The 25,558-nt window shown below is 55.6% G+C and carries 21 protein-coding genes and 2 tRNA genes; 8 read left to right on the top strand and 15 right to left on the bottom strand.

What is annotated here, in order from left to right; translation table 11 throughout:
- Positions 1 to 30: 30 nt before the first annotated feature.
- Complete coding sequence (locus AB4Y96_RS08580) at positions 31 to 978, bottom strand: aldo/keto reductase (protein ID WP_441916667.1); 948 nt, start codon at positions 976 to 978, stop codon at positions 31 to 33.
- A gap of 140 nt (positions 979 to 1,118) precedes the next feature.
- Between AB4Y96_RS08580 and AB4Y96_RS08575 the strand changes: the two genes are divergently transcribed.
- Entirely contained in the window at positions 1,119 to 1,697 is a 579-nt protein-coding gene (locus tag AB4Y96_RS08575) for a hypothetical protein (RefSeq protein ID WP_441916666.1), read from the top strand.
- 139 nt (positions 1,698 to 1,836) lie between these two features.
- Here AB4Y96_RS08575 and AB4Y96_RS08570 read toward each other — a convergent pair whose 3' ends face one another.
- Positions 1,837 to 1,983: a DUF1127 domain-containing protein gene (locus AB4Y96_RS08570; protein WP_091878374.1), complete on the bottom strand. Its 147-nt coding sequence runs from the start codon at positions 1,981 to 1,983 to the stop codon at positions 1,837 to 1,839.
- A 256-nt stretch (positions 1,984 to 2,239) separates the two neighbouring features.
- Here AB4Y96_RS08570 and AB4Y96_RS08565 point away from each other — a divergent pair, with 256 nt between their 5' ends.
- Both AB4Y96_RS08565 and AB4Y96_RS08560 read left to right on the top strand, forming a co-directional pair.
- Positions 2,240 to 3,352: a DUF2157 domain-containing protein gene (locus AB4Y96_RS08565; protein WP_441916664.1), complete on the top strand. Its 1,113-nt coding sequence runs from the start codon at positions 2,240 to 2,242 to the stop codon at positions 3,350 to 3,352.
- Positions 3,349 to 3,918: a GDYXXLXY domain-containing protein gene (locus tag AB4Y96_RS08560; protein ID WP_441916662.1), complete on the top strand. Its 570-nt coding sequence runs from the start codon at positions 3,349 to 3,351 to the stop codon at positions 3,916 to 3,918. Before AB4Y96_RS08565 ends, AB4Y96_RS08560 begins: the two co-directional genes overlap by 4 nt.
- Positions 3,919 to 3,980: 62 nt before the next feature.
- Here AB4Y96_RS08560 and AB4Y96_RS08555 read toward each other — a convergent pair.
- The 4 genes from AB4Y96_RS08555 to AB4Y96_RS08540 form a co-directional block, all read right to left on the bottom strand.
- A tRNA-Leu gene (locus AB4Y96_RS08555) sits at positions 3,981 to 4,063 on the bottom strand.
- Between the two features lie 88 nt (positions 4,064 to 4,151).
- Positions 4,152 to 6,239: a prolyl oligopeptidase family serine peptidase gene (locus AB4Y96_RS08550; protein ID WP_441916660.1), complete on the bottom strand. Its 2,088-nt coding sequence runs from the start codon at positions 6,237 to 6,239 to the stop codon at positions 4,152 to 4,154.
- A gap of 146 nt (positions 6,240 to 6,385) precedes the next feature.
- Entirely contained in the window at positions 6,386 to 9,556 is a 3,171-nt protein-coding gene (locus AB4Y96_RS08545) for an efflux RND transporter permease subunit (RefSeq protein WP_441916658.1), read from the bottom strand.
- Positions 9,553 to 10,716, bottom strand: a complete 1,164-nt coding sequence (locus tag AB4Y96_RS08540) for an efflux RND transporter periplasmic adaptor subunit (protein WP_441916745.1) — start codon at positions 10,714 to 10,716, stop codon at positions 9,553 to 9,555. The genes AB4Y96_RS08545 and AB4Y96_RS08540 overlap by 4 nt, the downstream gene beginning before the upstream one ends.
- Before the next feature lie 656 nt (positions 10,717 to 11,372).
- Here AB4Y96_RS08540 and tig point away from each other — a divergent pair.
- Positions 11,373 to 12,797: a trigger factor gene (gene tig / locus AB4Y96_RS08535; protein ID WP_441916657.1), complete on the top strand. Its 1,425-nt coding sequence runs from the start codon at positions 11,373 to 11,375 to the stop codon at positions 12,795 to 12,797.
- Positions 12,798 to 12,914: 117 nt separating this feature from the next.
- On the top strand, positions 12,915 to 13,559 hold the full coding sequence (locus tag AB4Y96_RS08530; RefSeq protein WP_441916655.1) for an HD domain-containing protein: 645 nt from the start codon (positions 12,915 to 12,917) through the stop codon (positions 13,557 to 13,559).
- Positions 13,560 to 13,565: 6 nt separating this feature from the next.
- On the opposite strand, the gene AB4Y96_RS08525 is transcribed toward AB4Y96_RS08530, so the two are convergent.
- The 9 genes from AB4Y96_RS08525 to phaC all read right to left on the bottom strand — a co-directional run bounded on the left by AB4Y96_RS08525 (position 13,566) and on the right by phaC (position 22,130).
- Positions 13,566 to 14,282: a 3-keto-5-aminohexanoate cleavage protein gene (locus tag AB4Y96_RS08525; protein WP_441916653.1), complete on the bottom strand. Its 717-nt coding sequence runs from the start codon at positions 14,280 to 14,282 to the stop codon at positions 13,566 to 13,568.
- A gap of 69 nt (positions 14,283 to 14,351) precedes the next feature.
- Complete coding sequence (locus AB4Y96_RS08520) at positions 14,352 to 15,185, bottom strand: AraC family transcriptional regulator (RefSeq protein WP_441916651.1); 834 nt, start codon at positions 15,183 to 15,185, stop codon at positions 14,352 to 14,354.
- Between the two features lie 91 nt (positions 15,186 to 15,276).
- Positions 15,277 to 16,077, bottom strand: a complete 801-nt coding sequence (radC, locus tag AB4Y96_RS08515) for a RadC family protein (protein ID WP_441916649.1) — start codon at positions 16,075 to 16,077, stop codon at positions 15,277 to 15,279.
- Between the two features lie 13 nt (positions 16,078 to 16,090).
- Positions 16,091 to 16,921, bottom strand: a complete 831-nt coding sequence (gene map, locus AB4Y96_RS08510) for a type I methionyl aminopeptidase (RefSeq protein ID WP_091877168.1) — start codon at positions 16,919 to 16,921, stop codon at positions 16,091 to 16,093.
- A gap of 18 nt (positions 16,922 to 16,939) precedes the next feature.
- Entirely contained in the window at positions 16,940 to 17,641 is a 702-nt protein-coding gene (sfsA, locus tag AB4Y96_RS08505) for a DNA/RNA nuclease SfsA (RefSeq protein ID WP_441916647.1), read from the bottom strand.
- Between the two features lie 103 nt (positions 17,642 to 17,744).
- Complete coding sequence (locus tag AB4Y96_RS08500; protein WP_280139023.1) at positions 17,745 to 17,867, bottom strand: hypothetical protein; 123 nt, start codon at positions 17,865 to 17,867, stop codon at positions 17,745 to 17,747.
- A 675-nt stretch (positions 17,868 to 18,542) separates the two neighbouring features.
- Positions 18,543 to 18,617 (bottom strand) — tRNA-Glu (locus AB4Y96_RS08495).
- A gap of 147 nt (positions 18,618 to 18,764) precedes the next feature.
- The gene (locus AB4Y96_RS08490) at positions 18,765 to 20,057 is read right to left on the bottom strand and encodes a YcbK family protein (protein ID WP_441916645.1); all 1,293 of its coding nucleotides are present in this window, start codon (positions 20,055 to 20,057) and stop codon (positions 18,765 to 18,767) included.
- Between the two features lie 252 nt (positions 20,058 to 20,309).
- Positions 20,310 to 22,130, bottom strand: a complete 1,821-nt coding sequence (phaC, locus tag AB4Y96_RS08485) for a class I poly(R)-hydroxyalkanoic acid synthase (RefSeq protein WP_091877164.1) — start codon at positions 22,128 to 22,130, stop codon at positions 20,310 to 20,312.
- Between the two features lie 249 nt (positions 22,131 to 22,379).
- On the opposite strand from phaC, the gene AB4Y96_RS08480 reads away from it, so the two are divergent.
- The 3 genes from AB4Y96_RS08480 to AB4Y96_RS08470 all read left to right on the top strand — a co-directional run bounded on the left by AB4Y96_RS08480 (position 22,380) and on the right by AB4Y96_RS08470 (position 25,518).
- Positions 22,380 to 22,724 carry a hypothetical protein gene (locus tag AB4Y96_RS08480; RefSeq protein ID WP_091877162.1) on the top strand — a complete coding sequence of 115 codons (345 nt, stop codon included), beginning with the start codon at positions 22,380 to 22,382 and terminating at the stop codon, positions 22,722 to 22,724.
- Between the two features lie 186 nt (positions 22,725 to 22,910).
- A complete protein-coding gene (locus tag AB4Y96_RS08475) occupies positions 22,911 to 24,128 on the top strand; it encodes an LL-diaminopimelate aminotransferase (protein WP_091877160.1) in 1,218 nt (405 codons plus the stop codon).
- A gap of 73 nt (positions 24,129 to 24,201) precedes the next feature.
- A complete protein-coding gene (locus AB4Y96_RS08470; RefSeq protein ID WP_441916642.1) occupies positions 24,202 to 25,518 on the top strand; it encodes a homoserine dehydrogenase in 1,317 nt (438 codons plus the stop codon).
- Positions 25,519 to 25,558 lie beyond the last annotated feature (40 nt).

The raw sequence follows: 25,558 nt of genomic DNA, 5'->3' as shown, positions 1-25,558 counted from the left end.
CACAGCTTGTCCGTGGCGGCTTTTAAAGGGTCAGGCGCTGGCGTTATCAAGTTCGGCAATATCGCTTGCGTCAAGTTTCAGCGAGGCCGCCTTGATCAGGCTTTCCAGTTGGCCAAGCGATGTAGCGCTCGATATGGGTGCCGTGACACCTTCGCGCGCTATGATCCACGCGATGGCCACCTCGGCCTGCTTGGCGCCGTGCCTGGCGGCAACCGCATCCAGTGCATCAAGAATGCGATACCCGCGCGGGTTGAGATAATCCTTGACGCCGCTGCCACGCTGACTCTGTGCCAGATCAGCTTCGCTGCGGTATTTGCCGGAGAGAAAGCCGCGTGCGAGTGCAAAATAGCTGATGACGCCGATCTCTTCGGCGATGCACAGGTCGCGCAGCTTGCCGTCAAAGCTGGCGCGGCCATAGAGATTATATTCCGGCTGCAGCACGTCATAACGGGGAAGGCCGTTTGCCTTGGCAACATCAAGCGCCGCACGCAGTTGGTCCGCATCGAGATTGGAGCCACCAATGGATTTGATCTTGCCTGCCTTCAGCAGCGTGTCATAGGCCGACAGTGTTTCTTCATAAGGCGTTTCCGGATCAGGCCAATGGGAGAGATATACATCGATGCTGTCCACCTGCAGCCGTTTCAGTGATGCTTCAACTGCCTTGGCGATATAGGCAGGGGAAAGATCCTTCTTGCCCTGACCCATATCACCGCCGACCTTGGTGATGATGATCACCTTATCGCGTGCGTTGCGGGACTTGATCCACTCACCAATGATCGTTTCTGATTCACCGCCGCTGTTTCCCGGAACCCACCGTGAATAAACATCAGCTGTATCGACTGCATTGAGGCCCGCATCGACGAAGCGGTCCAGCAGATCGAAGGAAGTCTTTTTGTCGGCGGTCCAGCCGAAAACATTGCCGCCAAAAACCAGCGGCGCGATGGAAAGGCCGGTGCGACCAAGGGGGCGTTTTTGCATGATTTAATCTCCGGGGAGGATGGTTGGGGACTGCGAATGTACGCAGGTTCACCGCACGTTTCTACCCCGCAGAGATGGCGCCGGTAACCAAATCAAGCTGTTGTGATAGGTTTTGACTATGGCCGTTGATACAATGGCGCATGAAAACATCAGGCTTAGGGTTTTATCTGTCGCTGGTTCTTTTGACGGCGCTGTCACTTTGGCCAGGTTCCGCCGATGCGCAAAGCTTCCGTGTCTGCCATGGTTATGGTTGTTACTTCCAAACACCGGTGACGTTGACATCAGGCGATCGCACTCGGATTGCCGCCATTATGGCAAGTGGACGCAAATCGGCCGATGCGGAGCGCGCTGCCATACGGCGCGCCGTGCAGGTGTTTGAGCTTCGCTCGACACAGGTGATTGGCGTGGCGGACCGGCCAAAGATGGAATTTGGCGAAGCACGGCAGAAGGGTCAGATGGATTGCGTGGATGAATCCACCAATACGGATCATTTCCTGCGCTATTTGCAAAATGCTGGCTTGTTGCGACATCACAGTGTCAGCCGCCGGGAATCGCGCGGAAGCTTCGTCGATGGCCGCTATCCGCATTTCGCAGCGGTGCTGCGCGACAAATCCGGAACGCTCTGGGCCGTCGACTCCTGGTATGAGCCAGCGGGCGGAAAACCTGACGTTATGCGTTTGGCTGATTGGGAGGAGAGGGGTTTCAACAGCCAGAGGTAGGCCTGAAACAACAACACCCACCGCGGGAGGAGGTGCGGTGGGTGCCGTTTTGTAAAGACCGACTGGGAGGAGGAGTGCCGGCCTTTGATCGCGGAGGCTCTGGGAGGAGGATGAGCCTCGGCGATATTCTGTTATGCGATTAGCGTACTGCGGACTTCTTGGCTACGAACGGGATGTCCGAGCGGGAGATGCCCAGATCGTTCAGTTCGCGGGTCGACAGACGGTTCAGCTCGGAAACCGTGTCACGATAACGGCGCCAGTTGCTGTAAGAGCGGATAAGGTTCATTTCATTCACCATTCGGTTCAAATTGTTTCGTTGATCAGTCTTGATCGTTGAGCTGAAGATAGTGGATGCCTTGCCGAATGTGCAGAGCCAAGTTTGCACGCCAGCTATGCATATGCTGCATTGCATCATTAATCGATTTTAATTGCTGCGCCGCACAATTGTCATCTTCATGGTTTGTTGCCCGAATCCGGCTGCAATTGCGTTTTCATTACGGCTATCGTTATTAGTCAAACATCTCGAATCGGGAGCAGAAGGCATGATAATCGGCTTCACCCTGCGCAAGCATATTGCGCGGTGGCAGCGTGACGGGCTGATTGATGACGCCACGGCAGAACGCTTGCGCAAAGATATTGCCGGGCAGGGCGTCAGCTTTGGCCTTGGCAATGTTCTGGCCATCCTCGGCGCTATTCTGCTAGGCGCCGCGCTCCTGTCCCTGATCGCTGCGAATTGGGAAGCCATGCCAAGGCTTGTTCGCGTTGGGCTGATCTTTGCTGTTCTCTGGTGCGGTTATCTTGGCGGCGCATGGCGGGCGAGCCGGGGTGACAAGATTTTCAGCGAAGCGCTCTATCTGATCGCCGCCATAGGTTTCGGCGCCGGTATCGCGTTTGTCGGTCAAATGTATCATCTATCGGGTGATATGGCCTCTGCTGCCCTGTGGTGGACTGGCGGAACGGTTATTGCTGCCCTGTTGTTGCGATCACCGACGCTTGTCTCAACCAGCATTGTCATTGCCGGTATCTATCTTGCGGCAAGCGTGGAGCCGGATAATGCATCACGTTTGACCTATGTCTGGCTCGTACCAGTCTTTTCTGTCATGGCGGCAGGCCTTATCTGGTACGTGAAAGCTGACGCGGCGCGGCATTTCCTGGCAGTCTTACTGTTGGTCTTTGTCTGTGTGGTTCATTTCGATCTTGATGTCAGTGTCATCCTGTGGCTGTCACTTGCCGCTGGACTTGGCTTGTTTCTGCTTGATGCATTGCGATCACCGGTTCTGGATGATCTGACTGGATGGGGTATAGGTCTTGGTGCCTATGGCTTTCTGGCTGCCCACATGGTGCTGATGATTTTCCAGTTTGATGATCATGGGTTTGGCCGGACGCGCGAGGTGACAACGGGCTTTGCCATTCTGGCGCTTGCGATTGCCGGTTTGGCCCTGTCGGGGCACCGCAATTTTGCCATCAGGTGGAGCGCCTATGCGATTTTCTGTGTTGAGGTTCTTTATCTTGCCTTCGAAACAATCGGCACGATGATTGGAACAGCCGGCTTTTTCCTCACCGTCGGTGTGCTGGTTCTGTTGCTTGCGGTCTTTGTCATCCGCATGGAGCGGCGCCTTCAGAAAAAGAGTCTGTTGAAGAGTGTAGCGCCATGAAAATAAATCGCTTTTTGCTGGCGGGGGTTGTCGTTGCACTGCTGCAATCGGGTGTACTTTACGCCATGGTGGAAAAGCATGCGATGGTTCTTCGCCATGGTACAAGGATCACCTTGGCAACGGAACCGGTTGATCCGCGTGACCTTCTGCGCGGCGAATATGTGCGGCTGGGCTATGGCATTTCATCTGTTGGGACAGACAAAGTGACGGGCAATAAGCCCGAGACAACAGGGCTCATCGATATCTATGTTACGGTCAAGGAAGGTGCGGACGGGCGCTGGAATTTCGCCAGTGCTTCCTGGCAGAAGCGTACGGACATTGCGGCCGGTGACGTTCAATTGCACGGACGGACGCTCAATCATTCCTACGCGGTCACAAACGACGTGTATGCGGTTCAGTACGGCGTTGAGCGCTATTACCTTCCCGAGGGATGGGGGCAAACTGTTGAGAAGATGCAAGGCGAACACGCGGTTGATGCTGTGATCGCGGTGTCCAAGGCAGGCGACGCACAGATCAGTGCGCTCAAGTATAATGGACGTCTGCTTTATCAAGAGCCGGCATATTGACAAGCCGCAACTAAAGCGGCTTTGACAGATCGATCTAAAATCCTGAAATATCTATTGAAGAGTGGTGCGGATAGAGGGACTCGAACCCCCACGGTCTCCCGCCAGAACCTAAATCTGGTGCGTCTACCAATTTCGCCATATCCGCAGATGGTTGTCGTATTCGACCCCCAAGCGCCGGTCTCTATATCACCGTCTTCCCGGGGGTCAAAGGAAAAAGCTGCTGTTTGAACAGTTTACTCCGAGACTGGCTTCCAGCCGATTGCATCGCGCAGGAAAGTGTAGCCAAGCGCAATGAAGCTCGCCCGTTCTTTATTGTCCTTGCCATAGCCATGCCCGCCAGCTTCAGGCTCGTAGAAATAGGTATTATAGCCAAGAGCCTGCAGCTTTGCCGCCATCTTGCGTGCGTGCCCGGGGTGAACGCGATCATCCCGGCGTGTTGTTGCAATGAGGGTGGGCGGATAGGGACGACCAGGTACAGCATTGTGATAGGCTGACAGCTCTTTCAGGAAGTCCCAGTCCTCAGGCTTGTCAGGATCACCATATTCGTCGACCCAGCTCGCTCCGGCGAGAAGCTTGTTGTAGCGGCGCATGTCGATCAGTGGAATGGTGCAGAACAGCGCCCCGAAACGCTCGGGGTAACGCGTCAGCATATTGGAGATCAACAGACCGCCATTGGAGCCGCCTTCCGCCGCTATACGTTCGGGCCGCGTAACGCCGCGACGAACCAGATCTGCGGCAATGGCGGCAAAATCGTCGTGGGAGAGCTTTTTGCCTGCCCGGCGCCCCGCCTCGTGCCACGCGCTGCCGAATTCACCTCCGCCGCGCAGATTGGCAACCACGCTGGTGCCGCCGCGTTCCAGCCACAACTTGCCGATGGATGCGCTGTAATAAGGCTCCATCGACAGACCAAAGCCGCCATAGCCAGTCATGTGGACAGGTGCATCACCCGTCTCACCCTTTGGCCCGATCTGCGTGTAAGGGATCGCTTCGCCATCTGTCGAGATAGCTTCATGCCGCGTGACAACAAGGCCGGTGGCATCAAAGACCGCAGGGCTTTGTTTGAGCAGCGTCGGTGCGGCGATGGCCTCTGGCTTGGCAATATCGAGCAACAGCACCTGTGCTGGCGTTATCGGGTCCTGTGCTGCAACCAGCAATTCGCCCGTGGTGTCGTCATGTTCGACATCCAGCGACCAGAGATGAACAATACCTTCGGCGGGAAGGGCGCTGACGGATGTCTTTGTCCATTTGCCTTCGCCGGGTTCGAAAATCTCGAAGCGCGGCGCAAGATTATCGAGAAACGAGACAACAAGCTTTTTGTCGTTCCAGAAAAAGCCCTGCAGGGCGCGGCGCGGCGCCGCTTCGAACAGAATCTGGAAATTGCGCTCGCCCGTTAGAAAGGCCTGGAGCGACATGCCCAGCAGCGTGTCGGCAGGGTAGGTGATGCCGGATACGGTCCAGTCCTCCCTCGGCTTTACGGTCAGCCATTTATTGTAGGAGTTCCACCAGGCCGTCGCCGGTACATCCAGACGCTGTTTGGCGCCTTCACGGTCGCCCAACCAGCCCGTCGTTTCAAAGAAGGAGCGCTGCTCGACAAACCAGATGCGCTCGCTGCCGCTGCTGCGGTCAATATCTGCACCCACAGCCATGGATTCCGGCGGGCATTCAAAGATGACAGGCGCAGACAGCGGATCACTGCCACGCTTCCATAAACGGACGGTGCGGGCATAACCTGATTGTGTGACCATGCCTTCGCCAAGCGCGCTCGAGATCAGGACGGTATCAATGTCCAGCCAGTCAAGATCGCCTTTCGCTTCGGGCAGATTGAACCCATCCTCGATGAAACGGAAGCTGTCCATATCGAACTCGCGATGGACGACCGCATCGCTGCCACCGCGCGATAGTCTGATAATGGCACGCTGCCGTTTTTTCGATTCGATATGCGCGCCGCTCCATATCCAGTCATCGTTCTCGGATGTGGCGAGCGCATCAATGTCGAGGAGAAGCTCCCATTCCGGCTCCGGCGTTTTATAGGATGCCATGGTGGTGCGGCGCCACAGGCCGCGCGGGTTCTGTTCATCCTGCCAGACATTGTAGAGATAGTTGCCACGGCGTGCGACCATCGGAATCTTGTCTGGCCTGTTCAGAATTGCGGTCAGAACATCGCGATCCCGTTCGAATTGCTGACCACCAAAGCGTTGCAGGGTGGCTGCGGATTGCCGGGCAACCCATTCAAGCGGCTTGGTCCCTTCAATTTCCTCGAGCCAGATATGCGGATCATCATCGGGGGCGTCGACAGTCGGGCGGATATCGTGAACGGTCATAAGCTTCACTTCCTTGAGAATCTGCCGAGCAGTCTGGTGAAAGTGAGGCGTTTTGCAATGCCTCAAAGGATCAATTTCGATGCCAATAAAAAATCGCGCCGGCACGGATGCCGGCGCGATCTGATTTGTAGAGGGGAGTGCCAGTGCTAATGGGCAGGCGCTTCCGTGGGCGTCTCCACAGCCGCTTTCTTGCGCCCGATGGAGCGGAGTGCGACGTAGAACACCGGCGTCAGGAACAGGCCGAAGAATGTCACGCCAAGCATGCCGGAGAACACAGCCGTACCCAGTGATTGACGCATTTCTGCGCCGGGGCCTTGGGCGATCATCAGCGGCACGACACCGAAGATGAAGGCGAAAGCCGTCATCAGGATCGGGCGCAGACGCTGACGGCTGGCTTCAATGGCCGCTTCAACCGGACTGGAGCCTTCTGCCTGATGCTGGCGGGCGAATTCCACGATCAGGATCGCGTTTTTCGCCGCCAGACCAATCAGAACCACAAGACCGATCTGGGTCAGGATGTTGTTATCCATACCTCGCAAATAGACGCCTATCAGCGCGGCCAGCACTGCCAATGGGACAATCAGGATGATCGCCAGTGGCAGGACCCAGCTTTCATACTGGGCGGCGAGGGCAAGGAAGACGAACACCACGGAAAGTCCGAAGATCAGGATAGCCGTGTTGCCCGTTTGTCTTTCCTGCAGCGAAAGCTCTGTCCACTGGAAGGTTGTTCCGGCGGGCAGGGTCTTGGCTGCCAATGCCTCCATCTTGTCAAGCGCTGAACCGGAGGAAACACCGGGTGCAGCGTTACCCTGTAGCGGCACCGATACATACATATTGTATCGCTGCACGAGTGAGGGGCCATTTGTATCCTTGATTTCAATCAGGGTGCCAAGCGGCACCAGTGCGCCCGTGGCCGAGCGTACTTTCAGCGCAAGGATATCAGTCCGATCCAGCCGGTATTGCTGGTCGGCCTGCGCCCGCACCTGATAAACACGGCCGAAAGCATTGAAATCATTGACATAGGACGTGCCAAGATTGGTCGAGAGCGTTTCAAAGATGTTTGGTATAGGCACGTTGAGCGCCTGCGCCTTGTCTCTGTCGATCTCGAGGAAGTATTGCGGGCTATTGGCGGAGAAAGTGGTGTAGACGCCTGTTAGTCCCGGTGTCTGGTTGGCTTCCCCCATCATCTGGTAGGCAAGGCCGAGAACGCGGCGCATATCGGAGCTGTCGCGGTCGAGAATCTGCATCTTGAAGCCACCGGCATTACCGACGCCGCGAATTGGTGGCGGCGGTACGGCGATGATGAAGGCTTCCTGAATGCTTTGCAGGCTTCCATAGATCTGCTTGATGATCGAATCGCCGGTCTGGCCATTCTTGATCCGGTCAGCAAAGGGCTGGAACGGAGCAAAGACCACACCGGAGTTTGATGCATTGGTGAACGTCGCACCGTTGAAGCCGGCAAAGGCCACCGCGTTGCGGACACCCGGAATACCCCGGATGATCTTCGACGCTTTTTCAATAACCGCATCCGTGCGGGCGAGGGATGCACCGTCAGGAAGCTGGACGACCACAATGGCATAACCCTGATCCATCGGCGGCACGAAGCCGCGCGGGATCGTATTGGCCATAAACCATGTGGCGCCGAGCAAGCCAACAAAGACCAGCAGCGACGCGCCTATGCCAACCCACGATCCGACAAGGCGCCGAACGATCCATGAATAGCCGTTCGCCATCTTGTCGAAGCCCGTATTGAAACCATTGGCGAGCATTCGTCCAAAACGTGCTGCGGGATTGTTGGACAGCGCATGGTCATGCCGCCGCAGCACGATCGCTGCCAGGGCAGGCGAAAGTGTCAGCGAGTTAAGCGCCGAAATGGCCGTCGCTGCCGAGATGGTCACGGCAAACTGGATGTAGAACTGGCCAGAGATACCGGGGATGAAGGCCGTTGGCGCAAAAACCGCAATCAGCACCAGCGAAATGGCGATAACCGCAGTTCCGACCTCATCCATGGTTATGTGCGAGGCTTCTTTCGGACTCATGCCCGCCGCGAGGTTTCGTTCGACATTTTCGACCACCACAATGGCGTCATCAACCACAATGCCGATGGCGAGCACCAGACCAAACAAGGTCAGCATATTCAGCGAGAAGCCGAATGCCGAGAGTATGGCAAAGGTGCCGATCAACGAGACTGGAATTGCAACGATGGGGATGATTGCCGTCCGCCAGGATTGCAGGAAGACAAGCACAACCAGTGCCACAAGGATGACGGCTTCGAAGATCGTCTTGTAAACGTCGGAAATCGATTCAGAGATGAATTCCGTTGGATCATAGACGATGTCGTATTTCAGGCCCGGAGGGAAATCCTTGGAGAGTTCCGTCATTGTAGACCGGATTGTTTCGGCGGCAGCGAGCGCATTGGTGCCGGGGCGGCTGAAAATACCCAGCGCAACGGCAGGGCTGCCATCGAGATAGCTGTTCGTTACATAGTCTTTCGCACCAAGCTCGATGCGGGCGACGTCCTGCAACTGTACAAGACGGCCATCGCCGCTTGTCTTGACGATAACGTAGCGGAACTGCCGGGCATCGCTGAAACGGCCCTGCATGGTCACTGTGTACTGGAATGCATTCGTGCCCGATGTGGGCGGCCCGCCAATGGCACCGCCATTGACCTGCACGTTCTGGTCACGCAGCGCCTGAACCACATCAGCGGATGTCATGCTGTAGGCGGCCAGTTTTTGCGGATCGAGCCAGATACGCATCGAATACTGGCGTTCACCAAAGATAGTAACTTCACCGACACCATCGAGCCGCAACAGAACGTCGCGGATACGGGTGTTGGCATAGTTGGACGCATAGAGCTGGTCATAACGGTTATCGGGCGAAAGCACGTGTACGACCATCATCAGATCGGGCGAGCTTTTCGTCGTGGTGATACCGTTGCGCTGCACGTCTTGCGGCAATTGCGGTACGGCGATGGCAACGCGGTTCTGCACCAGAACCTGCGCCTTATCGAGATCCGTGCCAAGCTTGAAGGTGATCGTCAGCGCCATTGAGCCGTCAGCTGTCGAGTAGGAAGACATATAGAGCATGTCCTCGACGCCATTGATCTGCTGTTCGATGGGCGTGGCGACCGTATTGGCAATAGTTTCGGCATCAGCACCGGGATAGGCGGTGCGGACAACGATGGTTGGTGGTGCGATTTCAGGATATTGGGCAACGGGAAGCTGAGTATAGGCGATACCGCCGACAATCAGCAGCACAATGGACAGAACCGACGCAAAGATCGGTCTGTCGATGAAAAAATGCGCAAACCTCATTGCCCTGCCTCCGCACCCTTAACCTCCGGCGGAAGCTGGATGATTTCAGGCTTGACCTTGATGCCGGGGCGTATGCGCATCAGGCCGTTGACCACGATGGTTTCGTCGCCCTTCAGGCCACTGCGGATAACCCGGTAGCCGTAAAGCTTCGGTCCGAGACGAACTGGCTTGGTGGTGACTGTTTCGTCAGCATTGACGACATAGACAACGCGTTCATTCTGATCGGAGCCAACCGCTTCATCAGGCACGAGCGTGCCCTTATATGTGTTCGAAGCAGCCACTTCGACACGGCCAAAAAGGCCGGGTTGAAGAATGAACTTGGGATTGTCGAAGCGCGCACGCACGCGCATTGTGCCGGTTGCATCGTCAAGGCGGTTCTCGGCGAAATCGAGTTTGCCTTTGAATGGCTGCTCGTTCGAATCGGTCAGCCTGACGGTGACTTCAAGACCGCCGCCGCCTTCCTGCAGATTGGCGCCGTTTTCACGGGCCGTCTTCGAATAGGACAACAGGTTGCGCTCATCCACGTCGAAATAGAAATCAATCGGATCAAGCGAAACGATAGATGTCAGGATTGTATTGTTGGCATTGACCAGATTGCCGACCGAAATAAGCCGGCGGTCAATACGGCCATCTTGCGGGGCAGTGATCTGCGTATAGTTGAGGTTGAGCTGGGCTGCATCCACGGCGGCCTGAGCACCAACCACACTCGCCTGACCGGCGAGAAACGCCCGCCGCTGATCATCCAGCGTCGATACGGACAATGTGCCACTTCCGGTCAGCGATTGTGTCCGCTTGAACTGTGCTTCCGCATAGGTTTCCGTGGTCTTGGCAACTTCCAATGCGGATTGTGCCTGAGCCAGCGCCGATATGTATGGCCGCTGGTCGATGGTGAAAAGCGGATCACCCTTTTTGACCAGAGCACCGTCCTTGAAGTGGACAGTATCGAGATAGCCATCAACACGCGATCGGACAGAAACCTGATCGACGGCTTCAAAGCGGCCGATGAATTCATCGCTGTCGATGACGTCGCGCACGACAGGTTTTGCTACGGTGACTGTCGGAGGCGGGGGCGCATTTTGCGCCAGCACCGGCAAGGCGGTCGTGAGCGCAAGTGCAAAGCCGAGGGTAAGTGTAGAAAGAGAGTTCCGTGACAAGGGCAGGCCTCCATGACGATCAGACTTCGGTGCCTGTTGAGATGCGATTGCCTCTCCGTCCGCGCCGGTGATTCATCTTATGGCTACGAGTCAGATGAGCACTGACCAGAACAGCTGGAACGCTGGTGCCGCAGATAAACAAGTCAATTTCTCAGATTGTATCGATTTAATACTTAGTCTCGATAGGGACCAGCGCAAGGGCAGTTCCAAAATTCCGTATGGTGCATTTCCAGTATGGCTATCGATGGTCCCCACACATCAAGATTTGCACAGTTGCACATGGTTGTCATCAGACAAATATTTCACTTCTTTTTGTGATCATGAAAGCGCCGGACTTGTGTGCAGGAGTTCAGGCGCACCGGCGCGGATTTTCAAATCGCATAGGGCTGTGCCATTGATTTTTGTACGCAGTGCAAGTAAATGGAGCCACCAATCGGTAAGGGTGCAATTTCTTCCGCGGCTTTGTGGCACGTTCTGTGATAAGAATTCTGACACAAATAACAGGCCGAAAAAGAAATAAAGCAATAAAATCAACGTAGATGGTCAGGGCATGGCTCGCCCCATCTGCACCAGAAGCCACGATGGCAGACAGTTTTTCTCCCGCAATCTGGCTAATAGGCCGGCGACGGCGGGACAAATGTTAAAAAAGTGAAGGTTTGGACATGCAGGTTACTGAAACGCTCAATGAAGGGCTGAAGCGCGAGATCAAGGTCGTCGTTCCGGCCAAGGATCTGGAAGCAAAGCTTTCCGAACGCCTCCAAGGTGCCAGCGCGAAAGCGCGCATCAATGGCTTCCGCCCCGGCAAAGTGCCGCTCAATCACCTGCGCAAGATGTACGGCAAGTCCTTCATGGCTGAAGTCGTCAACGAGATCCTCAGCGATTCCTCGCGCACGATCCTTGCAGACCGCAACGAAAAGTCCGCTACCCAGCCAGAAGTCGCCATGACTGAAGACGAGAAGGAAGCAGACAAGGTTCTGAACGGCGAAGCCGATTTCGAATTCACGCTGAACTACGAAGTTCTGCCAGCGATCGAACTCAAGGACGCTTCCAAGATCTCCATCACGCGCGAAGTCGTGGATGTTACGGATGCGGAAGTTGAAGAGCAGGTCAAGCGCGTTGCAAGCTCTGCCCAGACTTTTGAGCCCAAGAAGGGTAAGGCCGAAACCGGCGACCGCGTTACCATGGATTATCTCGGCAAGATCGACGGCGAGCCATTCGATGGCGGCGCTGATACCGATGCAACGTTGATCCTCGGCTCGGGCCAGTTCATCCCCGGCTTTGAAGATCAGCTCGTTGGCACCAAGGCTGGTGACGAAAAGCAGATCAAGGTGACGTTCCCGGCTGAATATGGTGCGGCGCACCTCGCAGGCAAGGACGCAACCTTCGACATCACCGTCAAGGAAATCGGCAAGCCCGGCGAACTCGAAATCAACGACGAAACCGCCAAGAAGCTCGGTATCGAAAGCGCCGACCGTCTGCGTCAGGTTATCCGCGAACAGATCGAAAGCCAGTACGGCTCGTTCACCCGCCAGAAGGTCAAGCGTCAGATTCTCGATGCGCTCGATGGTGAGTACCAGTTCGAATCGCCAGAACGTCTGATCAATGCCGAGTTCAACAATATCTGGGCACAGATCGGTCAGGACCTGCAGCAGGCTGGCAAGACCTTTGAAGACGAAGACACAACGGAAGAAGCAGCGCGCGAAGAATATCGCAAGCTGGCTGAGCGCCGCGTTCGTCTTGGTCTCGTTCTCTCCGAAATCGGCAACAAGGCCGGTATCGAAGTGACAGAAGAAGAATTGCAGCGCGCTGTTTACGATCAGGTTCGTCAGTACCCAGGTCAGGAACAGCAGATTTATGAATTCTTCCGCAAGACCCCGGAAGCAATCAACAATCTCCGCGCTCCGATTTTTGAAGAAAAGGTTGTCGATCACCTTCTCACTTCCATCAATGTCACCGACAAGAAGGTGACGAAGGAAGAGCTGATGGCTGAAGACGAGTCGGACGAAAAGTCTGGTGAAGCCAAGAAGCCTGCCAAGAAAGCAGCGCCGAAAAAGGCCGCCAAGAAGAAGACCGAAGACGAAGCATAAGCTTCTGATTTATTGAATGAAAAGGCCGCTTTTGAGCGGCCTTTTTGTTATGTGTACGCGGTCGCCTTCCAACAGGGTATGCTGGCACTCCGACTGATTCCAAAGAGATGCCGTGCAATGTCCTTTGCTGCTTTTACGCCGTTCGGGGCGCTTGCCGAAAAATTGCTGCCTTATGCGACCGAGGGTTCAACGGATGGCTCCCACGACGTGTCGCATCTCTTGCGGGTCTGGAAAAACGCATCGGCAATCCATGCGGCGGAGGGCGGCGACAAGGAGATACTAGTTGCGTCGACAATCCTGCACGATTGCGTAGCGGTGGAAAAGAACTCGCCGCTCCGGGCGCAAGCCTCGCAACTGGCTGCAAAAAAGGCATCTGACCTTCTTACAGATATCGGCTGGCAAACTCACAAGATCGCAGCAGCGGCACATGCTATTGAGGCGCATAGTTTTTCTGCAAACATTCCACCACGTACATTGGAAGCCCAAATCCTTCAGGATGCCGACCGGTTGGATGCCATTGGTATGGTTGGTGCGGCACGGTGTTTCTACATTGCCGGTAGAATGGGAAGTGGGCTCTATGATCCCGCTGATCCGACCGCAATCAACCGCGAGTTTGACGATAGGAACTTCGCCATTGATCACTTCGAGACGAAGCTTTTCAAACTGACTGCTGGATTCAATACTGCAAAAGGCGCGCAGATAGCGCAGGCGCGGCAAGAGCGGCTACGTCGGTTTCTGGATGAGTTTCTCGATGAGATATAAAAATATCTAGCGAGCAAGCATGCTGAAAGCAGCGCGCAGCAGATCGGCATTATCCTTTGCCATTTGCCCTGAAGGCAGGAGATTGCCGTCTTCCAGACCGATGCGGCCGTCAAAACCTCTCTCCACAGCCGCCCTGTAGAGCGGCCAGACGCTGACTTCATCGCCATGCATGAGGATGGGAAGTTTGCTGCCCGCCGCGTTCAGGACCGCCTGTATGCCGTCTGCAACGCGCAAGCCTTCCTCAACATCCTGTTCGTTGATCTCAATCAGGACACGCAGGCATTTTCCGGCGTTGCTCAGCCTGACAAATCGTTCTGCATCGTCGATAGACCAGAGGCCGGCTTCGACGCCGATACCTTTTCCAAGAACAAGGGCGATCAAATCCTCTGCATCGTCTTCGATCAGATTAATCGAGACATAGTCAGGGAGTGTCTTCCAGCGGTTGATGGGTTCCTGTCGGGCAATTCCGCCCGGTGCTATGCGCCAATGGGTAGAAAGACCGATAGGAATATGAGGCACGGCGGCACGAACAGCCTGCAACGCCTCGGCGACATGATCCGGATCGAGTGTTTCCAATCCGTCCGGGCCGCGTGGATGGATGTGTAGTTCACGCGCCCCGGCTGCCACGACAAGCGCCGCATCCCCGGCTATTTCCGATGCTGTAAACGGAACAGCAGGGTGAAATTCCCGCGTCCGTCCTCCGTTGAGACAGGCCTGTAACATGCTGGTTTCTCCGCTCTCATGTGTTCATCATAGCGGATTTGCTGCTGACAGCACTGTGTCAGGATATGTTCAGCTATTGATGGGAATCCAGATTTCCATCCCGCCATTGCCAGTTCGCGCATCAAACTCCGGTCCATAGCGCTCAAAATTGGGCGCATCAGCCAGCACATGACCGGATTCGGGTATCCATTTGCCCCAGATCGTCATGATTGTGCTTCGTATGGTTGAGATATGATCCCGGTGCGAGAATACCAGATAGGTCTGGGCGGGTATGCGAACCCGCGCGAACTCCGCCGGAATATCCGAGAAATCTTTCACTTCAGCACCAGCAATATAGTCGAAATTACTGGCATCATCGCCGTTGCAGCAGACACCATAGGCGACATCACCGATCTGGCCGTTGATATGGCCGAAATAGGGGCCGAAGCGTTGCCATTGTGCCGGGATGGCTGAACTTGTTTCGCAGCTATAGCGTTCACCTATGCCTGCGATGAGCATCGGCCTGCCATTTTCGATGCGCGGTTCTTCGAGATTGATAATAAATTGCTGATCCATTTTCATCGGCTCCACCAATGGGATGTTTCTGACATGGCGCTGTGCGCGAACCTGTTCGGGGGTAAGCCCGAACTGATCGCGGAACGCCCGCGTGAATGCCTCGTGGGAGCTATAACCGGCATCGAGCGCGACACTGAGAATATCCGGGGCGCCTTCGCACAGGGATTTCGCTGCTTCCGTTAATCTGCGGCCACGTATATGGCTGCTGACCGAGCGCCCGGCAAAAATGCCGAATGCACGCGACATATAGAACCGCGAAAGACCTGCAACGCCGGCAATATCGTCGAGCGTTATGTCCTCGGCAAAATGCCCTTCAACGTACCAGATCGCTTTCTCAACCGAATTCATGAAACTCTCCACATATGCACGGCATTCAACTACACGCCGCCGGGAGAGGGCATTTGATCGCGATTGCGGTTCGAATGCAATTTTGACAGGGCTAAAAAAGTTTCATGCCCTTGAGGCTGGCATGGCCGTTCCTGCCGATAATGAGGTGATCATGGACCACGATGCCCATTTGCGAGCCGATATTGGCGATGGTCTTGGTCATTTCGATATCGGCTTTCGATGGTGTCGGATCGCCGGAGGGATGATTGTGGACAAGGATAATGGCGCTGGCTGACAATTGCAGTGCCCGGGCGATGACTTCACGCGGGTAAACGGGCGTATGGTCGATTGTTCCAACCTGTTGCACCTCGTCGGCAATCAGGGTGTTTCTTTTGTCGAGAAATAGAATACGCAACTGCTCCCGCTGTTCGTGCGCCATGGCGGCAGTGCAATAGTCGATCAGTTTGCCCCATGAGCCGAGCACAGTGCGCTGATTCATATCGCTGCGTATGATGCGGTGCGTGAAGGCGGCGATGAGTTTAAGATCAAAGGCCACAACGGGCCCACAGCCCTTCACCTCCAGCAGCAGATGCTCTGGTGCACCCAATACCTCCGCAAGACTGCCGAAGCGCGCCAAAAACGCCTTGGCGAGCGGCTTGGTGTCACCTTGCCGTATCGAGCGGTAAAGCAGCACTTCCAGCATTTCATAGTCAGCCAAGCCCTGATGGCCCACTTTCAGAAAACGCTCCTTCATGCGCTCGCGGTGACCGGTGTAATGAGGCTCGACTGGCTCATCCGGTTTGCTGGCAAGATTCGACGTGCCAGCGCTTTTTTCAACACCAGGTTGTTTCTGAAGGGTGTTTGGGGAAGGCTCATTGAGGAAGAAAGTCTTTTGTGGCTCGTCTTCGCTCATGGGCCTCTGCATTCTATTCGAGTTTCAGTCCCGGGGCGAACAGGCCTGCCGGTGATACCGTGAAGACTTCGCAGCCATCTTTGGTAACGCCGACTGTATGTTCGTACTGTGCCGTCAGCGAGCGGTCACGCGTAACTGCGGTCCAGCCATCGGCGAGCACTTTGACGTGCGGACGGCCAAGATTGATCATCGGCTCGATGGTGAAAATCATGCCCTCCCGCAATTCGACGCCCTCATTGGGTGTGCCGTAGTGCAGGATGTTCGGTGCATCATGAAACAGCTGGCCAACGCCGTGGCCGCAGAAATCACGTACAACCGAGCAGCGCTCCGCTTCCGCATAATTCTGGATCGCTGCGCCGATAGCGCCGGTGCGCGCGCCGGGACGGACGGCTGCAATGCCGCGCATCAGGCTTTCATGCGTTACTTCCATTAGCCGTTCCGCAGCGCGCTTGATTTCGCCAACCGGATACATGCGGCTGGAGTCGCCGTGCCAGCCGTCGAGAATATAGGTGACGTCAATATTGACGATATCGCCTTCACGCATTGGCTTGTCATCGGGAATGCCATGGCAGACCACATGATTGATCGAGGTGCAGGACGATTTTGTGTAGCCGCGATAGTTCAGCGTTGCGGGCAGGGCGCCATGATCGGCACCAAATTCGAAGACGAAGCGATCGATGGTATTGGTGGTGACGCCGGGTGCAACAATGCTCGCAAGCTCATCGAGGCAGCGTGCGGTCAGTTGGCAAGCTTTGCGCATGGCCGCAAAACCGTCAGGGCCGTGCAGCCTGATCTGTCCGGTGTTCTTCAGGGGCGCAGTCTGCGCATCAAGATAGGTAACCATGGTGCTTTCCGCTTGGCGTCAATCAATAATGGGTATCGCGCCTGTTGCTGCGATACCCGAAGGTGTGATGTGGCATTTTATTGCGTAAGCTTCAACCCCACGACCCATTGCCCGCTCGAATGCCCTTGCATAAACCGGATCAAGATCGCCGCAGATTCTCAAGCGGTCGCAATCATCGCGCTGGATCACATAGAGCATGACACCACGGTGACCATTCTCAACCATGTTGCCTAGCTCGTCCAGATGTTTTGCGCCACGGGCGGTCGGAGAATCGGGAAATTCTGCCAGCCCCGCCGTTCGGGAGAAGTGGACATTCTTCACTTCCACGTAGGCAGTGGGCCGTTCCGGATCGGCCAGCAGAATGTCAATGCGCGAGTTCAAGCCGTATTTCTGCTCTCGCCTGAGTTCGCGATATCCGGCGAGACTTGGCAATAGACCTGCCACAATAGCTTCCTCGGCAATGCGGTTGGGCAGGCCGGTGTTGATGCCAACCAATGTGCCCTGTGCTTCGACGATTTGCAGCGTGTGCGCATATTTGCGTTTCGTATCGTCGGACTGGGATAACCAGACACGAATGCCCGGATCAGTGAGCCCGAGCATGGAACCTGTATTGGGAACGGAACTGGTAATCGGAATGCCGTCGTCCAGAATGATATCGGCGAGGAATCGTTTATAGCGCTGGACCAGTTTGCCGGTGGCGAGGGGCGTGGAGAAAATCATGTCCGAGATCTATCCGAACCGGCGGCCCGGAACAATCTGTAATCAGGACAGGCGTTAGGGCCGTCAGGACAGGCTTTGAGCCGTCAGGACAGGCTTTCAGCCGTCAGGACAGATTTTGGACTGTGCGGATCACATCTGCGAGGGACATATCCGCGGTCAGCACTGCGGCGATAGCAGCAAGGCCAGCCAGAAAGAATGTCAGCGTTGTTTTCGTTTGTTTGCTCATGATTATGTTTTCCTGCATGAGCCGAAGAGACAGAAAAAACGTGCCGGGATTGTGGCTCAGTTATGCTCATTCGCAGGCATTGCATCCGCACTGTGTAAAAACAAAAGGCGAAAAAAAGCCTGCCTTTTAAGGGGCAGGCAAATTTGCTCTGGGGTGGGAGAATTCGGGTTCGTTTGGAGGTTAAACCGAACCCTACTGCTAAAGATCGGAATCTCAGCAGTGATTCATGATAGGTCAGGTCAGGAATACAACCTCATAACTTTCTTTAACAGTCAGTGACAAAGCTTGAACGCCGCGGGCTGTTCTCATCGCTTTGAGTGTCACATCCTGTGTCTTGCCTGCCTAAGGCGGGTGAAACGCATAGGAGGAGACACGATGAACTATAAGTTTCTTGTACCGATTCTAGCGATCGCTGCGTTCACGTTGGCAGCTTGTGACAACAAGCAATCAGGGGGTGGTACGACGCCACCTGCGACCACGTCGGAACCTGCAAAACCCAATGCAGCTCCGGCAACTCCCGCACCGGATCCAGCAAAACCGGCGCCTGCAAACTGATAATACTGACCAAGGACAGAACGGCCGGCTCCTTCAAGGGCTGGCCGTTTCATATGACCATACGACCCGCAGGCTTGTTAGCCAGCTGTTATAAATCATTGATTTTCCGGGGAGAAAACCTGGTACGCCCAAGGGGAATCGAACCCCTGTTTGCGCCGTGAAAGGGCGCCGTCCTAACCGCTAGACGATGGGCGCCTGCAGGTAAGCGGCTTATAGTGAAACAGTTTTTCGACTGCAACCCCATATTTCATTCTTTTTTGGGAAAAGTGAAAATTGTTGCGGTGCCTGTGGGCAAATATACTGCGTGCCGGGCAGAAGGATTGCCGCTACTATCGATTTATACTAGCTGCGACGACGACCGCAACGCCAGTTCCAGTCGCGAGTCGGGCCGATGTCGACATGTACTGATTCGGTATAGCAGTAGGTGCCAACGCCGCCACGCCCCGGCATTGACCGGGCAAAATTTGCCAATTCCCATTTGGAAACACCGGGAACCTGAATGTCGGCGGCGGCACAGGACATGTGCAAAGAGGCCTTTGCACCGTTCACCAGCCGGTTGTAGGGCGGGCTGCGATAGCCGGAGGTGACGATAACCGATTTGCCATAACGGCGTTCGATTGTTTTCAGTATGCCAACCAGTTGCGGTTTCAGGCAGGCTACGTCGACGCTTTCGCGCTGAACCCTGAGGCCATTGGGAGCAAGACGGGCGAGTCCGGCCGCTGAAGCGAGAATCACCGGCGCTGCGGACCCCTCATCATCATCCTGATAAAGGCTGTCGCGCTGCATGATGACAATGCCGCCATTGGGGCGCACGCCGGGTAGCGAGGCAAGATGCTCGGTCGGCTTGTAATCAGAAGGAGAGGGTAGTCCGGCCATTTGCACCTGACTATCGCTGCTGAGTGCCTTGAGCTGAGCCTGTGCCTTGGGTTGAATGACGGCTACGAGACGTTTTGACGGCGGGGCAGCATTGTTATTGGAAAAGAGCCGCACCAGCCGCCCGTTGTCCTTGCCTGCGCCCGGCCTTGTTTGGGCTGCGGCTGCCTGTGCTTCCGCGGCTTGAGCCGCTTTTGCGCCCTTGCTGCTGGCCTCAGGCGTTTCAACCTGCTGCGGTTGCTCTGCCGCTGCCGGTTCCGCAGCTTTGGTGGAACTGCCAAACAAGGAAGTTTTTACCGGTGGCTTTGCCGCTGCTGGTGCCAGCGCTGCAATCTGCTGCTGGGCTTCCGGTTGTGGTGTCGGTGTGCTTGATCCGAAAAGCGCGGTTTTGCCGGGTATCTTGCCCGGTGTAGCCGTGGCAGCCGCCTCTTTCCCTGCCTGCAACGGCGTGGCGTTGGCGGCGGCAAGCTTATCCTGCCCCGGCTGCGCGGCGGCCTCATTGACAGCCTTCAGCGCATTGGTTTCTGAACCGCCAGCAAGTGCCAATGCTTCCGGAGAGACACTTTCCGAGCCAGTCACAGGCATTGCATTGGCGGTAGCCGTGGATGTCGTGGTCGTTGTTGGGGCGACACTGAGGACTGAACCTGCTGTCGGCGACGAGCCCGTAGACGTGCACGACACCGTTGCCATCGCAAAAAGCGTGACAACGCATATGACGGTGCTTGCCCGGAAGGCCGCTACTGAGGCTGACAGTTTGTTCAACGATTCCCCCGTCTCGTCTTTTCCGGCGCTTGCAAAGGTTCAGTCCAATCCGCTTTTCTTATGAGCAGGACGCTCGCGAAGTTTCGTTGAAGTGCAAAAAACACCGGCAGAGAGTTGGTAAAGTTAACGGTTTTTAAACGTCTCTACAAGCGTTTGGCTATAGTGAGAATGAGGCAGAAAAGTGATTAGCCACTTTCCTGCCACGGTTCTCAACGCTTCGATAAACTTAAAAGCCAGCAAAATAGCGGGTTTTCAGACGCGGATGCGGACATAGGTTCCGGGGGCCTCGGCGAGGATTTCCGAACCATTTTCACCGGGTATGCGGGCTGGGACGCGGTTTTCGTCCTGCGATTCGATCCATTTGTGCCAATGATTCCACCAGGAGCCGGGATGTTCTGTGGTCTTGGTGAGCCATTCGTCAAATGCCCCAACGGGTGAATCGCCGGTCCAGTACTGGTATTTGTTCTTGGCAGGCGGGTTGACGACGCCAGCGATATGACCCGAGCCAGCAAGCACATAGGTGACATCGCCGCCAAAATATTTGCAGCCAGTGAAGACTGACAAAGCCGGGGCAATATGGTCTTCCTTGGCTGCGAGATTGTAGATGGGGATTTTGACGTTGCCCAATGACAGGTTCTCGCCTGCCAGTTTCATCATCCCGCGCACCAGATTATTATCGAGATAGCAATTGCGCAGATAATAGGAGTGGTTGGCGGCGCTCATCCGTGTCGCGTCGGCATTCCAATAGAGAAGATCAAACGGCACCGGATCGCGGCCGCGCATGTAGTTGTTGACGACATAGGGCCAGATCAGATCGCCTGAGCGCAACATATTGAAGGCTGTCGCCATACGTGTGCCATCGAGATAGCCCTCGGCGGACATCGCGGCTTCCAGCGCGCGAATCTGATCCTCGTCGACAAAGACCTTGAGATCACCAGCGTAAGTAAAATCGACCTGGGTGGTGAAAAGTGTGGCGCTTTTGATCCGGTTTTCGCCTTCTGCCGCGAAAAGGGCAAGGGCGGCGCTGAGCAGGGTGCCACCAACGCAATAGCCAATCGCATTGACCTCCTTTTCGCCTGTGGCTTTCTCGACTGTATCGAGGCCAAAGCGGAGGCCTTCATTGATATAGGCGGTCCAGTCCTTCAGCGCGTGACGATGATCGGGATTGACCCATGAAATCACAAAAACGGTGTGACCCTGATCGATGGCCCATTTGATGAAGGATTTTTCGGCATTGAGATCAAGAATGTAGAATTTGTTGATCCATGGCGGGCAGATCAGCAGCGGACGCTTCAACACGTCCTTTGTGGATGCTTCATACTGAATGATTTCGGCGACGTCGCTGCGGGCAATGACCTTGCCGGGCGTGGTCGCGACGTTCTCGCCAAGGGTGAATTTCGTCAGGTCTGACTGACGCAGGCGTAAATCACCACCACCGGCGACAATATCCTCCGCCAGCATCTTCATGCCTTTGACCAGATTTTCGCCATTGCTGGCGACCGTTTCCTTGTAAAGCTCGGGATTGGTCAAAAGGAAATTGCTTGGCGATATGGCTGAGGTCAGTTGCTTGACATAGAACGCGGCCTTGTGGCGCGTGTGGTCGTCAAGGCCTTCCGCATGGGTGACCAACTCGCCAGCCCAGTTTGCGGTGACGAGATAAGCCTGTTTGAGGAAGTCAAAGAAGGCATTCTTGCCCCAGTCCTCATCGGAAAAGCGCTTGTCGCCTTTGTCGGGCTTGACGATATCTTCAACCTCTTCACCACTCATGCGGCGGATGGAGTTGGACCAGATGGTCATGTAGCTGGCGAAAAGCTTGGTTTGGGCTTCAAGCGCACGGCCCGGCTCCGATAACCAGTACTCGGAAACGCGTGAGAGGGTTTTCACCACATCGGTGACGGGATCGGCAATCGTGTCGCGCTTCAGACCTTTTTCACGCGGCTCGACCCAGGCGGAAGCGGCCTTGCCGGCCTGCTCAATCATATGGGCGACATTACGCGCGAAGGCTTCAGGGTCCTTGATGACATAATGATCGAGGTTCGGCGTTTTTCCGGTCTTGTCGCCGTGATTATCCATATATTCACTTCCTCCCGCCGATCCTCCCGATCAGCATAATAGACATGATACCACAAGTCAGAGCAACGGACATTCAATTGAAGCCATTCTGCAGGAAAGATGATGGTGTTGTCACCTTGCCCGCAGATTGTATTTCCCTTGGAGAAACAGAATTGAACCTATTTGAATGTACGGGGCTCTAATGCTATCCCTCTAACCTGCAATTCTTATCACCATGATGAATATCGATTCCGGCAGTCAGGACAAACAATGAATATCTCGGTCAAAACCATTATCCGCTTCTCGGTTGGCGCCGTTCTGATTGCTGGTCTGAGCGCCTGTGCGAACATGCCGCCGGAGCCAATGTCCAACTCGCCGCTGACCGGTCCGGTCAATACCGGCACCTATCCGGTGTTCACACCCGATCCGAAGGGCGAGACCGCGCAGTTTACGCCGCAAGAGAAGGACGCAGTGCATAAGAAGCTTGTTGCTGCCAAAAGCGGGCAGGGCAATGCCACCGCCGATCCCGCCGCCGTTGCGCGGCGACAGGCGGAAATGAAGAAGCTGGTCCAGCAACAGCAGGATGATCTGAAGGCCATCGAAGGCACGCAATAACACGCTGCCTTGCATAGTCACGAAGACACCGCATTCACAGTGTCTTCCTAAGAAATCCCAAGCTGGATGGCATCGCAGCAATTGACTTAAGTGCAAGACACAAAAGGTCAATCATTGCTCGACCGCTTTGCAGTTTGGGTGTATAGCGCACCCGCACATTAAACCCATTTTACCGGACCCAAACCTATGGAAGAATTTCATAAAGTTCGCCGCCTGCCACCTTACGTATTTGAACAGGTCAATCGCCTGAAGGCGAGCGCGCGAGCGGCGGGTGCGGACATTATCGATCTGGGTATGGGCAATCCCGATTTGCCGACGCCGCAGGGTATTGTCGACAAGCTGTGCGAGGCTGTTCAGGACCCGCGCACCCATCGTTATTCTTCATCCAAGGGTATTCCGGGTCTCCGGCGTGCTCAGGCCGCCTATTACGAGCGCCGTTTCGGCGTCAAGCTCAATCCGGACACGCAGGTTGTGGCAACGCTTGGCTCGAAAGAAGGCTTTGCCAATATGGCGCAGGCGATCACCGCGCCCGGTGATGTGGTGCTTTGCCCCGATCCGACCTATCCGATCCACGCTTTCGGTTTCATCATGTCCGGCGGCGTGATCCGTTCGATCCCGGCCATGCCCGATGACCAGTTCATTCCGGCGCTGGAGCGTGGCATTCGTCATTCGATCCCCAAGCCGCTGGCACTGATCCTCAATTACCCATCCAATCCAACAGCCCATGTGGCATCGCTGGATTTCTATAAGGATGTGGTTGCCTTTGCCCGCAAGAATGAAATCATCATTCTGTCGGATCTGGCCTATTCGGAGATTTACTTCGATGATGCGCCGCCTCCATCTGTTTTGCAGGTGCCGGGCGCTATTGATGTGGCCGTGGAATTCACCTCCATGTCAAAGACGTTCTCCATGCCCGGCTGGCGCATGGGCTTTGCCGTTGGCAATGAACGCCTGATTTCGGCGCTCACCCGGGTTAAATCCTATCTCGACTATGGTGCATTCACGCCCATTCAGGTTGCTGCCGCTGCTGCATTGAACGGTGATGGTTCCGACATTGCGGAGGTCCGTTCGATCTACAAGCATCGCCGTGATGTTCTGGTCGACAGTTTTGGCCGCGCCGGATGGGATATTCCATCACCGGCGGCAACCATGTTCGCCTGGGCACCGATCCCGGAAAAATTCCGCAGCCTCGGCTCGCTGGAATTCTCCAAGCTTCTGATCGAACATGCGGATGTGGCCGTTGCGCCCGGTATTGGCTTCGGCGAACATGGTGATGACTATATCCGTATTGCGCTGGTCGAGAACGAGCATCGCATTCGTCAGGCAGCCCGTAACCTCAAGCGGTTTCTTGCAACGGCGGATGAAAAGCTGCACAACGTCATTCCGTTGAACGCGCGCCGCTAAGCGGTAAGCCGAAACCGGAACTCGCGGCGCCTTCGGGCGCCGTTTCAGGCTAGATATTTCAGGGAAATGAACGATGAGTGATGCGCTGCGCGTGGGAATCGCCGGACTGGGCACTGTTGGTGCTGCGGTCCTGAAAATTTTGCGGGACAAGGGCGATATGCTCACCCGTCAGTGCGGCAAGCAAATCATCGTCACCGCTGTTTCGGCCCGTGACGCCAAGCGGGATCGCGGCGTGGATTTCTCATCTGCCACCTGGTTCGATGATCCCGTTGCCTTGGCGAAGTCTGATAATATCGACGTCTTTATTGAACTGATCGGCGGCGATGAAGGGCCAGCCCGCGCTGCGGTTGAAGCTGCGCTCAAGTCCGGCCGTCATGTGGTCACCGCCAATAAGGCGCTTCTGGCCAAGCACGGCGTGTCTCTTGCCAAGATTGCCGAGGAAAAGGGCGTTCTGCTCAACTTCGAAGCGGCGGTTGCTGGCGGTATCCCGGTTATCAAGGCCTTGCGTGAATCGCTCACCGGCAACACCGTGTCGCGCGTCTATGGCATCATGAATGGTACGTGCAACTACATCCTGACGCGGATGTGGGATGAGGGCATTTCGTTTGAGGATTGTCTCGCCGACGCGCAGCGTCTTGGCTATGCGGAAGCCGATCCGACTTTCGATATTGAAGGTAACGACACGGCGCACAAGCTGGCGATCCTGACCAGTCTCGCCTTTGGCACGCAGATTGCCGCCGATGATATTTACCTTGAAGGCATCAGCAATATTTCGCTGGCCGATATCAAAGCCGCCGATGAACTCGGCTATCGCATCAAGCTGCTTGGCGTTGCCCTCAAAACCGATAGCGGTATCGAGCAGCGTGTGCATCCAACCATGGTTCCGGTCGAATCGGTGATTGCGCAGGTGCATGGCGTGACCAATGCGGTGGCCATTGAAACCGATCTGCTTGGCGAATTGCTATTGTCAGGACCGGGCGCAGGCGGCGCGGCGACGGCATCGGCGGTCATTGGTGATCTTGCCGATATCGCCAAAAGCCGTCCAGGTTTCCAGCATGGACCGGTATTTGGCACACCGGCAAAAGCCCTCGCACCCTATAAACGCGCCAAGATGCGCTCGCATGAGGGCGGCTATTTCATTCGCCTGACGGTGCATGACCGCGCCGGTGTTTTTGCCGCCATTGCCAAGCGTATGGCCGATAATGACATTTCACTGGAATCGATCGTCCAACGTCAGACGCCGGAAAGCCATCCAGATGCGACCAAGACTGTCATTCTCGTCACGCATGAGACGACCGAGGCCGCCGTCAAAAAGGCGCTGGAAGGCATCGTCAAGGATGGACATGCCACCGACAAGCCGCAAATGATCCGCATCGAGCGCGCTGGCTAACAGGCCAGATTATTTACCCGGTTCAGACGCCATCCTTTGT

This window comes from Phyllobacterium sp. TAF24 (genome assembly GCF_052113785.1).
In the GTDB taxonomy this organism is placed as follows: Bacteria; Pseudomonadota; Alphaproteobacteria; order Rhizobiales; family Rhizobiaceae; genus Phyllobacterium.
The sequence above is the reverse complement of the archived record's forward strand: the minus strand, read 5'-3'. Positions and strand labels throughout refer to the sequence as shown.

Coding starts and splice junctions, on each gene's coding strand:
- AB4Y96_RS08580 (WP_441916667.1), bottom strand. CDS start 978: ATGCAAAAACGCCCCCTTGGTCGCACCGGCCTTTCCATCGCGCCGCTG.
- AB4Y96_RS08575 (WP_441916666.1), top strand. CDS start 1,119: ATGAAAACATCAGGCTTAGGGTTTTATCTGTCGCTGGTTCTTTTGACG.
- AB4Y96_RS08570 (WP_091878374.1), bottom strand. CDS start 1,983: ATGAACCTTATCCGCTCTTACAGCAACTGGCGCCGTTATCGTGACACG.
- AB4Y96_RS08565 (WP_441916664.1), top strand. CDS start 2,240: ATGATAATCGGCTTCACCCTGCGCAAGCATATTGCGCGGTGGCAGCGT.
- AB4Y96_RS08560 (WP_441916662.1), top strand. CDS start 3,349: ATGAAAATAAATCGCTTTTTGCTGGCGGGGGTTGTCGTTGCACTGCTG.
- AB4Y96_RS08550 (WP_441916660.1), bottom strand. CDS start 6,239: ATGACCGTTCACGATATCCGCCCGACTGTCGACGCCCCCGATGATGAT.
- AB4Y96_RS08545 (WP_441916658.1), bottom strand. CDS start 9,556: ATGAGGTTTGCGCATTTTTTCATCGACAGACCGATCTTTGCGTCGGTT.
- tig (WP_441916657.1), top strand. CDS start 11,373: ATGCAGGTTACTGAAACGCTCAATGAAGGGCTGAAGCGCGAGATCAAG.
- AB4Y96_RS08530 (WP_441916655.1), top strand. CDS start 12,915: ATGTCCTTTGCTGCTTTTACGCCGTTCGGGGCGCTTGCCGAAAAATTG.
- AB4Y96_RS08525 (WP_441916653.1), bottom strand. CDS start 14,282: ATGTTACAGGCCTGTCTCAACGGAGGACGGACGCGGGAATTTCACCCT.
- AB4Y96_RS08520 (WP_441916651.1), bottom strand. CDS start 15,185: ATGAATTCGGTTGAGAAAGCGATCTGGTACGTTGAAGGGCATTTTGCC.
- radC (WP_441916649.1), bottom strand. CDS start 16,077: ATGAGCGAAGACGAGCCACAAAAGACTTTCTTCCTCAATGAGCCTTCC.
- map (WP_091877168.1), bottom strand. CDS start 16,921: ATGGTTACCTATCTTGATGCGCAGACTGCGCCCCTGAAGAACACCGGA.
- sfsA (WP_441916647.1), bottom strand. CDS start 17,641: ATGATTTTCTCCACGCCCCTCGCCACCGGCAAACTGGTCCAGCGCTAT.
- AB4Y96_RS08500 (WP_280139023.1), bottom strand. CDS start 17,867: ATGAGCAAACAAACGAAAACAACGCTGACATTCTTTCTGGCTGGCCTT.
- phaC (WP_091877164.1), bottom strand. CDS start 22,130: ATGGATAATCACGGCGACAAGACCGGAAAAACGCCGAACCTCGATCAT.
- AB4Y96_RS08480 (WP_091877162.1), top strand. CDS start 22,380: ATGAATATCTCGGTCAAAACCATTATCCGCTTCTCGGTTGGCGCCGTT.
- AB4Y96_RS08475 (WP_091877160.1), top strand. CDS start 22,911: ATGGAAGAATTTCATAAAGTTCGCCGCCTGCCACCTTACGTATTTGAA.
- AB4Y96_RS08470 (WP_441916642.1), top strand. CDS start 24,202: ATGAGTGATGCGCTGCGCGTGGGAATCGCCGGACTGGGCACTGTTGGT.